At 42.0% G+C, this 13,602-nt stretch carries 12 protein-coding genes; 8 read left to right on the forward strand and 4 right to left on the reverse strand.

The features are described 5' to 3' along the window. The first annotated feature begins 261 nt into the window (after positions 1–261). From DBR32_RS13590 to DBR32_RS13600, 3 genes are all read left to right on the forward strand, one after another. Positions 262–1,617 (forward strand): hypothetical protein, encoded by a 1,356-nt coding sequence (locus DBR32_RS13590; RefSeq protein ID WP_124636910.1) that lies wholly within the window; start codon positions 262–264, stop codon positions 1,615–1,617. A 127-nt stretch (positions 1,618–1,744) separates the two neighbouring features. After that, positions 1,745–2,338, forward strand: a complete 594-nt coding sequence (locus DBR32_RS13595) for a Zn-dependent protease (RefSeq protein ID WP_124636911.1) — start codon at positions 1,745–1,747, stop codon at positions 2,336–2,338. A gap of 19 nt (positions 2,339–2,357) precedes the next feature. Then, a complete protein-coding gene (locus DBR32_RS13600; RefSeq protein WP_199724506.1) occupies positions 2,358–3,443 on the forward strand; it encodes a DUF2891 domain-containing protein in 1,086 nt (361 codons plus the stop codon). Positions 3,444–3,457: 14 nt separating this feature from the next. On the opposite strand, the gene DBR32_RS13605 is transcribed toward DBR32_RS13600, so the two are convergent. Next, entirely contained in the window at positions 3,458–4,306 is an 849-nt protein-coding gene (locus tag DBR32_RS13605) for a hypothetical protein (RefSeq protein ID WP_124636912.1), read from the reverse strand. A 38-nt stretch (positions 4,307–4,344) separates the two neighbouring features. Here DBR32_RS13605 and DBR32_RS13610 point away from each other — a divergent pair, with 38 nt between their 5' ends. Beyond that, positions 4,345–5,058: a hypothetical protein gene (locus tag DBR32_RS13610; RefSeq protein ID WP_124636913.1), complete on the forward strand. Its 714-nt coding sequence runs from the start codon at positions 4,345–4,347 to the stop codon at positions 5,056–5,058. Positions 5,059–5,124: 66 nt separating this feature from the next. On the opposite strand, the gene DBR32_RS13615 is transcribed toward DBR32_RS13610, so the two are convergent. Beyond that, positions 5,125–6,663: an acyl-CoA carboxylase subunit beta gene (locus DBR32_RS13615; RefSeq protein ID WP_124636914.1), complete on the reverse strand. Its 1,539-nt coding sequence runs from the start codon at positions 6,661–6,663 to the stop codon at positions 5,125–5,127. 164 nt (positions 6,664–6,827) lie between these two features. Here DBR32_RS13615 and DBR32_RS13620 point away from each other — a divergent pair, with 164 nt between their 5' ends. The 3 genes from DBR32_RS13620 to DBR32_RS13630 all read left to right on the forward strand — a co-directional run bounded on the left by DBR32_RS13620 (position 6,828) and on the right by DBR32_RS13630 (position 8,273). Next, complete coding sequence (locus tag DBR32_RS13620) at positions 6,828–7,676, forward strand: ABC transporter permease (protein WP_124636915.1); 849 nt, start codon at positions 6,828–6,830, stop codon at positions 7,674–7,676. A gap of 39 nt (positions 7,677–7,715) precedes the next feature. Then, the gene (locus DBR32_RS13625) at positions 7,716–7,982 is read left to right on the forward strand and encodes a DUF3098 domain-containing protein (RefSeq protein WP_124636916.1); all 267 of its coding nucleotides are present in this window, start codon (positions 7,716–7,718) and stop codon (positions 7,980–7,982) included. 87 nt (positions 7,983–8,069) lie between these two features. After that, on the forward strand, positions 8,070–8,273 hold the full coding sequence (locus tag DBR32_RS13630) for a hypothetical protein (RefSeq protein WP_124636917.1): 204 nt from the start codon (positions 8,070–8,072) through the stop codon (positions 8,271–8,273). A 24-nt stretch (positions 8,274–8,297) separates the two neighbouring features. Here the strand turns inward: DBR32_RS13630 and nadB are convergent, their stop codons facing one another. Together nadB and DBR32_RS13640 are read right to left on the reverse strand one after the other, a co-directional pair. Then, positions 8,298–9,893 carry an L-aspartate oxidase gene (gene nadB / locus DBR32_RS13635; RefSeq protein WP_124636918.1) on the reverse strand — a complete coding sequence of 532 codons (1,596 nt, stop codon included), beginning with the start codon at positions 9,891–9,893 and terminating at the stop codon, positions 8,298–8,300. A gap of 46 nt (positions 9,894–9,939) precedes the next feature. Continuing rightward, on the reverse strand, positions 9,940–12,069 hold the full coding sequence (locus DBR32_RS13640; protein ID WP_124636919.1) for a prolyl oligopeptidase family protein: 2,130 nt from the start codon (positions 12,067–12,069) through the stop codon (positions 9,940–9,942). A 123-nt stretch (positions 12,070–12,192) separates the two neighbouring features. On the opposite strand from DBR32_RS13640, the gene DBR32_RS13645 reads away from it, so the two are divergent. After that, on the forward strand, positions 12,193–13,593 hold the full coding sequence (locus DBR32_RS13645) for an MBL fold metallo-hydrolase RNA specificity domain-containing protein (protein ID WP_124636920.1): 1,401 nt from the start codon (positions 12,193–12,195) through the stop codon (positions 13,591–13,593). Positions 13,594–13,602: the final 9 nt, after the last annotated feature.

Here is a 13,602-nt window from a genome sequence, read left to right on the forward strand (position 1 = left end):
ATTATTTAATCCGAACGGAATTTTTGCTTAAAGACTTTACAGGTAAGTATTTTAGCTGATTTTAATGGCGATTATTTATTTCTCTTTTCTGTAAAATACCGTAAAAACTACATGTTCTTTCTGTAGGTTTTTACGGTAGCAATCTCCGTGTATGTACGCTTGTACCGGCTACGGCTCAGCGCTACATTTGAAGCGTAATTCTTACATAACCGGGAAGCTGAAAACGGCGTTTAGAGTAGGCAGGATTAAAACATTTCAATTATGAATAGATATTTATGTACACTAATAGCACTTTTTCTGTGTATCGGTAGTTATGCAGAAAAAGGAAACGGCTGCGCCAAAGACACGGCTAAGGTACAGGTCAGGGAAATCAGGTTTAATTATATGACCAAAAAATTTGAAGATGGTATTATCGATAAATTGAACATTAACGATTGGGTGCAGTTTGTGATGACCAATATCCCGGGTACAAAAGACTCTGTCGTCTTCCAGGCAGAGGTTGAATTTGCAAATGGTCACCTAGAAATGGGAACTCAATTTGGAAGTTTTATGAATTTTAATGGAGGCAAGGAGAATGATGGAGAAGTCGGAACTACTGAGAGCCAAGCTGCAGCTAAAGCTGCGGCTAAAGCTGCGATTGAAAAAGTTGATAAAGAGACGGACTCTGCTAGAGAAATGATTAATAAACTGAATCTTCCCGAATCTGAAGTTTTAAGAAAAACTTACTTGAAGGGTGAAGATTTGAGAAAAGATTTGAACAAGATGAATAATGCCAAAAAACTCAATACAACGACGATTACTAAAGACCTTGAGATTGGTGTTGCGAGAAATTTTATTAAACAATACATTAAATCTAAACACAAAGAGTTTGCCAAACTAGCTGAAGCTGCCCAAGAAGATGTTGATTGGCAAAAAAATCTTATCAATTTACACCAACTAAATATGCAGGAAGGGAATCGCCAAAAGGACAGCATTATTGTTTCTTATGCTGTAAAAGCAGATACCGTTCGTGAAAAAGGTAATGGAGATTATTATTTCCTCCCTTTTAAAGTACAAAACTTTGATAATGCCAGCATCAATATTAAATTTTTGAATAAGGAAAACTTGGCAAGCCAGGATTTGATTATTCCTTTTGCTAATAAAGGGGGATTTAAATTAGATTTTAGTTCCGGGTTTGTATTTAATGCGATTTATGATAAGGAATACGTGATCGTAGATGCAGCTAACGGTAATGTGCAGATCAAGGATAAAAATAAAGAATTACGCTTTAATACAGGTCTGGCTTTAATGGCACATGGGTACTGCAGAACGGGCCGATTTGTTAACTTAGGAGTGACAACCGGGATCTCCTATAATCTTAATGTCCAGAACTTAAACTATCTTTTAGGAGGCTCACTACTTTTTGGACAAGACCAAAGATTCATTGTGACGTTTGGCGGGATGATGGGTAAATCGAAAATATTAGCGTCCCATTACACGGTAGATACAGATATCTCACAATCGCAACTGACAGTGCAGAGTGCGGTACCTTTGGTAGAGCGCCTGAAAATATCTCCCTTCCTGGGTATTTCGTATAATCTTGGTTTAGGTACAAAGACCAAGAAGATCAAACTATAATAATGCCTACCGGATAACAGAAAGCGACAATACAACCTTGTATTGTCGCTTTCTGTTTCTTTTGATATATTTGAATAATGTATGAAATCGGCAAAAGGTTATATTGCCGGGCATACACAATCAGCCTATGAAAAATTATGTATCGCTCCTCTTATTGTCGCTATTGATGGCAATGGGGTGCAATACCGTTGCTCCGAAAGCTCCGAAAATAATTATCATTCAGCCTTTAGGCGCTTTCCCCAAATCGCTTTCCCGGACGGTATGGAACCAAATTAAAATCGTTAATCCCAATACACTTCTTCAAGAAAATATACCCCTCCCGGAGCAGGCTTATTATCCTGTCCGAAACCGGTATCGCGCCGATTCGATCATCAGTATATTTCATCGAAAAGCCGGGAAAGATACCGTTTGGATTACCCTAACCGAAAAGGACATCAGCACTACTAAGGATGGTATTGCCGATTGGGGTATTATGGGCCTGGCCTATCGGCCGGGCCGGGCTTGCGTAGTGTCTACTTTCCGTTTGGACAAACAAAAAATACCGGAACAGTTTTATAAAGTGGCCATACATGAACTCGGACATTCCCAAGGCCTGGATCATTGCCCACAGCAAACTTGTTACATGCGCGATGCAGAGGGAGGGAATCCTACCGATGAGGAAACGGGCTTTTGTCCTTCCTGCAAAACCATTCTGAAAAAGAAAGGATGGCGACTGCTATAAATTAATTATTTTAGTAGCTATGAAAAAAATGGTATACACCCTTTTAAGTCTGTGCAGCATTGTCTGTGCAGCCGGGCACCTGAACGCACAAACCCGGCTCACACCCCCAATCGCATTTAAGCTGAGCCAGCTGCCGCTGCGTTGCATCCCGGTTGAATTTCCTAATAAAACCTCACATTTATCCGATGGGGTCGGGGATGCCAAATTGCTGCCTAGCGAATTGCACCCTGTCTTCTATGGTTGTCTCGACTGGCACAGTAGTGTGCACGGGCACTGGATGCTGGTAAGACTTTTGCAGGAATATCCCGATTTACCCGACAGGGATATCATTATCAAAATATTAAACAATAGTTTTCAGCGGGAAAAAATGGAACAGGAGGCAAGCTACTTTGGAAAATATACGGCTTCCAATACCTACGAACGTACCTATGGCTGGGCTTGGTTGCTCAAACTGGACGAAGCCCTGGCTCAGGGAAAAGACCCGCAGTTTCACAAATGGCATGAGGCCATGCAGCCACTTACCCAAAAAATTGTAGCGCTTTGGAAAGCCTATCTGCCCAAACAAACTTATCCGAATCGCACGGGTGTACACCCGAATACGGCCTTTGGGCTTGCCTTTGCTTATGACTGGGCGAAGAGCCAGAAAGACGAAGTATTCCTGAAACTGATCATAGGGAAAGCAAAAGATTTTTACCTGAATAATGCGGATATTCCCGCTTATCTGGAGCCGGATGGCAGTGACTTCTTCTCTCCCAGCCTAATGGCGGCCGACCTGATGAGAAGGGTGCTGAATCAAAAAGAATTCAATACCTGGTTTTCAAAATATTATAGTACGAGAAGTATTAAACGCATCTGCGAACCGCCGGTCGTCAGTGATCGCAGCGATTATCAGACCGTACATCTTGATGGCTTGTCTTTTAGCCGCGCATGGTGTATGAAAGCAATTGCGGCACAGCTTTATGATACCAATCCTAATCAGAAATTATTTAAAGCCACCGCAGATCAATTCCTGAATGCTACCTTGCCACAGATCTTCGACGGGGGATATGGTGGAGAACACTGGTTGGCATCTTTTGCAATCTATGCCTTGCTCGAAAGTAAATAAAAACCGGAATGGGACTACAAGAGTCCCATTCTGATTAAATTGCTCGCCAGGTATATGGCGTAATTTTGTTGCCCCAGCGGGGTATCCAACGGATTCTTATTGACCAAGTCCAGGACCTGCCATTTTTCCTGGCTGCGCATGCCGTTTTTAAAGGCATAGGTATGCGCACCCGATAGTTCTACCCAGGACACACAAATAATACCCCCATTGATATTACGGATCAAAAATTCATAATTTTTACCGGCATTGAATCCCGTGTTTTGTCCCACGACCAGTTCCCAATAACCGATCACGACATTACCTTGCCCGATCTTACCGTATTCATTTGCTGTGATGGCTTTACGCTTATCGCGATCTACGGGATCGGCCGGTACATTCACCAGTTTCATCAGCGAATCATTAATCGCCGCATGACGGGAAGGATAGTCAATATTTGCCGCAACATTCTTTTCAAAATAAGCCTTTAAAACCGTCTCGTTAAGGGCACCTGTAGCCGTCAGCAGGTTTTCCTTAGTCACATGATCGCCTACCTCTTTAAAGGTATTCATCGTCTCCGTAAAGTTAGGCCGGTAGGCCTTGTAACCTTGCTCCGGTGCTTCAATTGTATAATAATACACTGTTTGACTACCAAAAGTGTCTTCGAAACTTTGCAATTGATAAGAAAGCAGGGGTTTCACACCGGTGGGGTCCATCACAAAATAGCTTTTACCGATACTTTTCACCTTTTCCGATTTCAATAAGGCGATACTTTTACCTTCAGATTGAAAATTCCCCGATTTCTTATCAAAGGAAATTTCCTGTGCATAGCTGTTACTGCACAGAAATAGGGGAAAGAGAAATAAGGATAGTAACTTATTGTACATTTTTCTATATTTTTGTCCCTAAATATAAACAATCAAACATGAAAAAAATCTTATTTGGAGCAATAATATTTTTATTGCCGCTGAGCCAGGTCAAGGCGCAGGGAAAGTTTTTAGATAAAATGAACAAGTTTGCCGGTAAGGCAGATGATTTGGGTCGTTTGGAAAAGGATACTTATGTGATTGATGGTTCGGGTAGTGTGACTTTAGAAGATGGGACCACGCAGGAAGGCACAATTAAATATGTGGTTACTACAGATTTAAGTGATATGAAATTCATCATGTTCACAGCTGCCAATGAGATGAAACCTAAGAAATTAAAGAGCGGTGATGTAAAAAGCTTTATCGTAAAGAATAAAGTATTTTATCCGATCAGAACAAAAGAAGATGATTTGTCCATTGGTAATTCCCGCGTCTTTATGGAAATGCTGAATGAAAGTGAAAACGATAAATTCAAAATGTATTTCTTTAGAAAACTGGAGAAAAATGCAAAGGAATTTTCTGCCGGTCAGGCTTACACCGTTGCCACAGGCTATTATGTAATGTTACCTGAATTCAAAAATGCCCATGAGATCGTAGATGTGACCTTTACGCCTTTTGCGAAAAAAATGAGTGAGTATCTGAAAGATTGTCCCGAAGTATCTGAAAAAATTAAGGATAAAAAAGACGGCTATAAATACAATATGTTTAATGGAGCTGAGAACAATGAAGTGTTCTTAAGAATTATGAAGGAATACAATAGCTGTGGTAAATAAACCAAACCCAATAGCATAAAAAAAGACGACCATCGGTCGTCTTTTTTTATATAAATCATATCAGGATTACAAAGGAATATTATCATGCTTTTTCTTCGGCATTTTAACCACTTTATTTTCCAGCATCTTAAAGGCTTTAATCAGTTTTTCACGGGTTGTTTCTGGTAAGATCACCTCATCAATAAATCCACGTGCTGCTGCGCCGTAAGGGTTCGCAAACTTCTCGGTATATTCCAGTTCTTTTTCTTTCCATTTCGCGTCCTTATCTTCTGCTGCCGCGATCTCTTTCTTAAAGATGATCTCAGCCGCACCTTTTGCACCCATTACTGCAATTTCCGCTGTTGGCCAGGCGTAGTTCATGTCTGCACCGATATGCTTGGAGTTCATTACATCATAAGCGCCACCATAAGCCTTACGCGTAATTACGGTCAATTTCGGTACCGTAGCCTCACTTAAAGCAAACAATAATTTAGCGCCGTTAGAAATAATGCCATTCCATTCCTGATCGGTACCCGGTAAGAAGCCCGGTACATCGACCAATACGAGTAAAGGAATATTAAAGGCATCACAAAAACGCACAAAACGAGCGCCTTTTTTAGAAGAATTAATATCCAGTACACCCGCCATGCTCGCCGGTTGATTGGCTACAATACCAATGCTGCGGCCGGCAATACGGGCAAACCCCACCACAATATTCTCGGCATAGTGTTTATGTACTTCAACAAAAGAATCTGCATCCGCCAACTCTTCGATCACTTCCTTCATATCATAAGGCTGATTTGCATTTTCCGGAATAATCGTTTTTAATTTTTCCCGTAACTCATTGCCCGCCTCATAAGGGTAGATCGGAGCATCTTCCTCACAGTTCTGAGGCATATAGCTCAATAATTTCTTCAGATAATCGATACACTCGATCTCATTGGCGCAGGCAAAATGCGTTACACCCGATTTCTCAGCATGTGTCATAGCACCACCCAGCTCTTCACTGGTTACCGTTTCGTGCGTTACCGTTTTGACCACATTGGGCCCGGTTACGAACATGTATGAGGTATTTTCGACCATCAGGATAAAGTCGGTAATAGCGGGAGAGTATACGGCACCTCCGGCACAAGGCCCCATAATTGCCGATAACTGCGGGATTACACCCGAAGCCTGTACATTACGATAGAAAATATCGGCATAACCTCCCAGAGACACGACGCCTTCCTGGATACGGGCACCACCACTATCGTTTAAACCGATAACCGGAGCGCCGTTTTGCATGGCCAGATCCATGATCTTACATATTTTTTCCGCTTGTGTTTCAGAAAGACTACCACCGAATACCGTGAAATCCTGAGAGAATACATATACCAAACGACCGTTTACCGTACCGTAACCCGTCACCACACCATCTCCGAGGTATTGCTCGTTTTCCATCCCGAAATCGGTACAACGGTGTTTTACAAACATTCCAATTTCTTCAAAAGAACCTTCGTCTAATAATAATTGCACGCGCTCTCTTGCCGTAAGCTTTCCTTTTTTGTGTTGACTTTCTATTCTTACAGAGCCGCCACCCAATAAGGCTTTTTCGGTATGTTGCTGCAAGCTTGCTAATTTATCCATTTGGAACCAATTGAGAATTTAGTGTTTTTTAATTTTTTGAATCTAGCAAATTTAGACAAATGTGGCTATTTATCCAATGTTAATGTCCGTAGTTTAGCTAGTTTTTTACTATTTTTGAGCAAATTCGGAAATACAGCCGGCTGCATTTCCATTAATACAATCAAATGAAAAAAGTAACACCATCATATATTTATTCGATTATCGGCGTGGCCCTGGTTTTATTTTTGCTGGGTTCTTTAGGTTGGCTGATGCTGAATGGAAGGGGAATGAACAAATTTCTGAAAGGAAATATACAGATGCAGGTAATCATGCATGATAATACCCGCACCGAAAAAGCCACAGCCTTACTGAACATCCTGGAAAAGCAAAAATTCATCGCACAAACCAAAATGATTACCAAGGAAGAAGCTGCGGCACAGTTTGCGAAAGAATATGATGAAGACTTTACCGAATTGCTGGACTTTAATCCTTTGTATACTTCCCTGAACCTGAACCTGTACCCAGCCTATGTGAATGCAGACAGTATGGAGAAGATCAAAGCCTTTTTATTGCAAAGTAATATTGTACGGGAAGTTGTCTATCCAAAACCGATTGTCAATACGCTGGACAGTACGCTTAACCGGGTTAGTATCATCCTGGCCATCATTTCGGCCATTTTATTATTTAGTGTTATTTTCCTGATCGATAATACGGTACGTTTATCCATGTTTAGTAGTCGCCATACGATTAAGACCATGCAAATGGTGGGTGCTACCCATCACTTTATTGCCCGTCCTTTTGATCGTTCGGCCATTTATAGCGGATTGATCAGCGCGGCAGTAGCCATTCTGGCTATCCTGGGACTGAAATACTTTGTATTAAGCCGTTTCCCGGAGCTGAATGCCTTTAACGACAATACATTGTTCATCGGGCTTTTGATCCTGGTTTTAATCTTAGGCGTTTTGATTTCGCTCATCAGTACCCATCGTTCTGTACTGAAATATTTAAAACTTAAGGTAGAAGATTTGTATTAATAATTAATTTACTATTTTTGACATTCTAATTTTCAAAAAATGGCAACACCAAGTTCTAATAAAAAGGGTACACCAAAGATTTTTATGTTTGGTAAAGAAAACTATTATTTAATGTTCGCCGGGCTGGTACTCATCATCATTGGCTTTATGTTGATGGCCGGAGGGAGAAGTGAAGATCCTAATGTATATTCAAAAGATATCTTCAGCTTCAGAAGAATCACTTTAGCGCCTATTGTTGTTATATTAGGTTTTATCGTGGAGATTGTGGCGATTATGCGCAAACCGAAAACAAATATAAAGGACTAATCCTATATTGATATTTAGTAAAACGCTTCAGACTTTCTGGTTTGAGGCGTTTTTCTTTACAGTTAATACAAACGCTTTTTATCTTTTATGAAGACACTAATCATTACTGCTATTATCCTAACCGCTGTGGGAATTATTACTAACCTTATAGGAGCACTTTTTAAGCTGGAACATTTACCTGGTGCGGCAATGCTGCTTATGATGGGCTTATTGACTGAGGTCGCCGGGGTGGTTCTTCTGGCGGTGTACTTTGTGCGCAGGGCAAAAAAGTACCATAATAAAAAAGGATGAGCACACAACTCATCCTTTTTTGTTTTATAATACAATATTCTGCAGTATCGCACTTTTACCCGGGTAGTCGGTCGTATAATGCAAGCCCCGGCTCTCTTTCCTGAATTGCGCTCCTTTGACGATCAGGTAACCGATCGTGATCAGGTTTCGTAATTCAACCAATTGCGGTGATAGCGTACTGGCCTCATACAATGCCTCCGTTTCATCATGCAGCAAGTCCAGGCGACGCATCGCCCTTTCCAGACGCACATCGTTGCGTACAATACCCACATAATCACTCATGGTAAATTCCAGTTCTTTGCGGGTCTGAGTAATCAGGATCATCTCTTTCGGATCCATTGTGCCCTCTGTATTCCAGTCCGGGATATGCTCCTGGAAAGTGGCCGTTTCGTAGAGTAGGGCGGCCTGCTCGGCACAGCGGTTACCAAAGACCAAAGCCTCCAGCAGAGAATTGCTGGCCAAACGGTTGGCGCCATGCAAACCCGTACTGCTGCATTCGCCGCAGGCCAGTAAATGCAGGATAGATGTCTGTCCTTTTGTATCCGTTTTGATGCCCCCGCAACAATAATGCGCTGCAGGTGCTACCGGGATCATTTGGGTAAAGATATCAATGCCGATACTTTTACATTTCTCATAAATATTAGGGAAATGGTGCAAGAATTTTTCATGATCCATATGACGGCAGTCAAGGTAGACATGAGAAGCACCGGTAATCTTCATTTCATTATCAATGGCGCGGGCCACGATGTCACGGGGAGCGAGGTCTTTTCTTTCATCATATTTTGGCATAAAAGCCTCACCATGCACATTTCTTAAGATACCCCCATCGCCGCGCACGGCTTCCGTTATTAAAAAAGAAGGGCTGACGCCCACTTCATATAAAGCAGTAGGGTGAAACTGTATAAATTCCATATTCTCAATCCTGCCTTTAGCACGATACACCATAGCAATCCCGTCGCCCGTCGCAATTTTGGGATTGGTGGTACTGCGGTAGACCTGGCCGGCACCACCGGTGGCCATCAGGCTTACTTTAGCCACGATCTTCTCGATATGCTGTGTTTCTTTATTAATCGCATATACCCCATAACAGGTGATATCCGGCGTAGATTTGGTAACCAAGTGACCCAAATGATGTTGGGTGATGATATCTACGACAAAATAATTTTTATGAATGCTGATGTTTGGAAAGCGCTTCACTTCTTCCAATAAAGCACGTTCTATTTCCCAACCCGTAATATCCTTATAATGTAAAATACGGAAGTCAGAGTGTCCGCCTTCTTTTCCCCTCAGGTATTCTCCCTGCTCATCCTTATCAAAGCGGGTACCCCAATCGATCATTTCCTGCACCATCATCGGGCCTTCTTTCACGACAAGTTCTACCACTTCTGCATTGCATAAGCCATCACCTGCGATCAGCGTGTCCTGTATATGTTTGTCAAAGCTGTCGCCTTCTGTATCCACTACCGCAATACCGCCTTGTGCATATTTGGTATTCGTTTCATTGTCCTCATTCGCTTTGGTCAACAGGGTAATGGTCGCTTCCGGAAAGCGTTGTGCGGTTTTGATGGCAAAAGTTAATCCTGCGATGCCGGAACCAATAATTAAAAAATCCGTTTGCATAATTTTTGTAATAAAATAAGGGCTGCATTATACAGCCCTGTTATATTTATTTTTTAAAGTCCAGTTGTTTGATGCCCATATTCCATAAAGTAAAGGCCCAGATGTCTGCGGCTTCTTCAATCACTTTAGAAGTAGGTTTGCCTGCGCCATGACCCGCTTTAGAATCAATCCGGATCAGGGTCGGTTTCTCACAGCTTTGGTATTCCTGTAAGGTTGCCGCAAACTTAAACGAGTGTGCCGGCACTACGCGGTCATCATGATCGGCGGTCGTAACCATCGTTGCCGGGTAGCAGGCGTCCTTGTGTACATTATGTAAAGGAGAATACTTAATCAGGTATTCAAACTGTTCTTTTTGATCGCTGCTGCCATACTCTACTGCCCAGCCCCAGCCAACAGTAAATTTATGATAACGCAACATGTCTAAAACGCCTACCTGCGGAATGGCTACTGCAAATAAGTCGGGGCGTTGTGTTAAACAGGCACCCACGAGAAGCCCACCGTTGGAACCACCGCGAATCGCCAGTTTTTCAGAGGAGGTATATTTTTCCTTAATCAAAAATTCAGCTCCGGAAATAAAATCATTAAATACATTCTGCTTGTTGGCCAGCATGCCGCCTTTATGCCAGTCTTCACCAAACTCGCCACCACCGCGCAGATTGGCCAGGCAATACACCCCGCCGCTTTCCAGGAAAGGAATTAGGGCCATCGAGAAGGAAGGGGTCAGGCTGATATTAAATCCGCCATAGGCATACAACATCGTGGGATTGGTGCCATCCAGTTTTAGTCCTTTTTTATAAGTGATAAACATGGGTACCTGCGTGCCGTCTTTTGAAGGATAGAACACTTGTTTGGTTTCATAAGCATCCGGGTTAAAGTGTGCCTCAGATTTACGGAATAAAGTTGATTTTCCTGAAGCAATATCATAATGGAAAATGGTCGGCGGATTGATAAACGAAGTAAAGGAGTAATAAAAATCCTTATCTTCTTTATGCGCACCGAAACCGCTTGCAGTGCCTATTCCCGGCAGGTCAATGCTGCGTTCCTTTTTTCCGTTGTAGTCATATTGGTCTACAGCCGTTACTGCATTTCTCAGGTAATTGGCAAATATTTTGCCTCCGGCAGTACCCGCACTTTCCAGCTTTTCTTTTTGTTCCGGGATAATGGTTTTCCATTGGCTTGCTTCCGGATTTTTCGGATCTAATAAGACCACTTTATAATTAGGCGCATTTAAATTGGTATTCAATAATATTTTATCACCTACATTATCCACCACACCGGCATTAGTCGTAAAGCCTTTAACGATCGTGGTAAATCCGGTTGCATTTTTGTCTTTCAGGTCTTTTATTTTTATTTCACTGCCATCGGTACCTTCAGAAATACCCAGAATCAGGAAACGCTCATCTTCGGTAAGGTCTGCTCCTACATAGCGTAAAGGGTTTTCTTTATCCTCATATATCAGCTGGTCCTGGCTTTGTGGCGTACCTATTTTATGAAAGAATACTTTTTGATACTCTGTTTTTGCAGAGAACTTGGTAGCTTCATCTTTTGGTTTGGAATAGCCGCTATAGTAAAAACCTTCTTCTCCTTTCCAGGAAATGCCGGTAAATTTCACGTATTCAATCTTCTCGCTTAAGCGTTTTTTTGTTTTTACATCCAGTACATAAATCTCCTGCCAGTCGCTACCCGAAGCAGATACGGCATAAGCAAAATATTGTTCCTTTTTAGAAAAGGCTGTGGCCTGTAAAGCGACCGTCCCATCTTTAGAAAGGGTATTGGGGTCGATCAATACCTGCGGTGTTCCTTTAATGCCTTCCTGGATATACAAGACCGCCTGGTTTTGCAGCCCGTCATTTTTATAAAATGTATAGTATTTGCCATTTTTAAATGGAGCAGAATATTTTTCATAATTCCATAATTCAGTTAAGCGCTTTTGAATCGTACCACGATAAGGAATTTTGGAAAGATAAGCATTGGTCGTCTCATTCTGTTCCTTCACCCATGCTTCGGTATCTTTAGCCGTATCGTTTTCTAACCAGCGGTAAGGATCGGCGATAGCCGTGCCAAAATAATTGTCGGTTTGTGTCCCTTTTTTTGTTTGAGGATAAGTCATTTTTTGCGCATTGGAATCGGCCGCCATCATGAATAAAGAGGCAAGCGGAAAAATAAATTTGATCATATTTTTTATTTGTGCTGTTCAAAAATAAGGAATTTAGAACCATTGTAACACTTTAATCTGTATCTTCAAATTGTATTTAACAATGCTTTGCATTGATCCTTTTACTCCTTTAGACGCGCTTATATGCAGATTACTTTTCATGGTGCGGCACGCACCGTAACCGGCTCCAAACACCTCATCACATTAAATAACGGTACCAAAATCCTGCTGGACTGTGGGATGTTTCAGGGCATGGGTTCAGAGACCCTGGAGTTGAACAGCCATTTTGGATTTAACCCTGCCGAAGTAGACTATGTTATCCTTTCTCATGCCCATATCGATCATGTAGGCTTGCTACCCAAACTGGTTATCGAAGGATTTCGCGGTAAGATATTTTGTACAAAAGCCACCGCAGCCTTAGCCGAATTACTCTTAGCCGATTCTGCCCGTATACAGGAAAACGAGGCGGGTTATATTAATAAGCGACGTAAACGTCAGGGAAGGCCTTTGGTTGTGCCCTTATATACCGAAGATGATGTAGATAAAGCAATTGTGCTGATGCAGCGGATGCCTTTAGAAGATTGGTACCAAATCGATGAGCATATTAAAGTAATGCATACGGAAGCGGGACATATCATCGGCAGTACCTGCATCAACCTGCAGATTACGGAAGAGGGCATCACGAAAAATATTACTTTTAGCGGAGATGTAGGCCGGTATGACGATGCGATCCTGGATGCGCCGTCTGTATTTCCTCAGGCCGATGTCATCCTGATGGAAAGTACTTATGGTAATAAGATCCATAACAAGACGCAACCTTATCTGGAGCATTTCCTGGAGATGATTGTGGCCACCTGCCTGGTCAAAAAAGGCAAACTGATCATTCCTTCTTTTAGTGTAGGCCGCACACAGGAATTACTCTATGCTTTAAATACCTTGTCTTTGCAAAAAAGGCTTCCTCCTGTGGCTTATTATGTAGATAGCCCTTTGTCGGTGGAAGCGACAGAAATGACCAAACGTTTCCCTGAATTGTTTAATACATCGGTTCAGGAAGTCCTGAAAAGAGATGACGACCCATTTGGCTTTCCTGGACTCAACATGATTAAAGATGTGAATGCTTCAAAGGCATTAAACCTGCACAATGACCCTTGTGTGATTATTTCTTCTTCGGGTATGGCGGAAGCAGGACGTATCAAACATCATATTGCCAACAATATTGAAAATTCCCGCAATACCATTATGATTGTGGGTTATTGCGAACCGCATTCTTTGGGCGGCCGATTAAAGGCCGGGCAGAAAGAGGTATCCATCTTCAGTAAAGTACATGAGGTGAATGCTACGGTTAAAGTGATCGAAAGCATGAGTGCTCATGGCGATTATAATGACCTTACGCAATGGCTTTCCTGCCAGAATCCGGATAAGGTGGCGCAGCTGTTTTTGGTACATGGCGAATATGAGGTACAACAGGAATTCCGGGAAAGACTCCTTGATAAAGGATTTAAAAGCGTAAATATTCCGGAACGACATCAATCATTTGATATATAAGCAATCTTT

This window comes from Taibaiella sp. KBW10 (assembly GCF_003852495.1).
Lineage (GTDB): Bacteria > Bacteroidota > Bacteroidia > Chitinophagales > Chitinophagaceae > Edaphocola.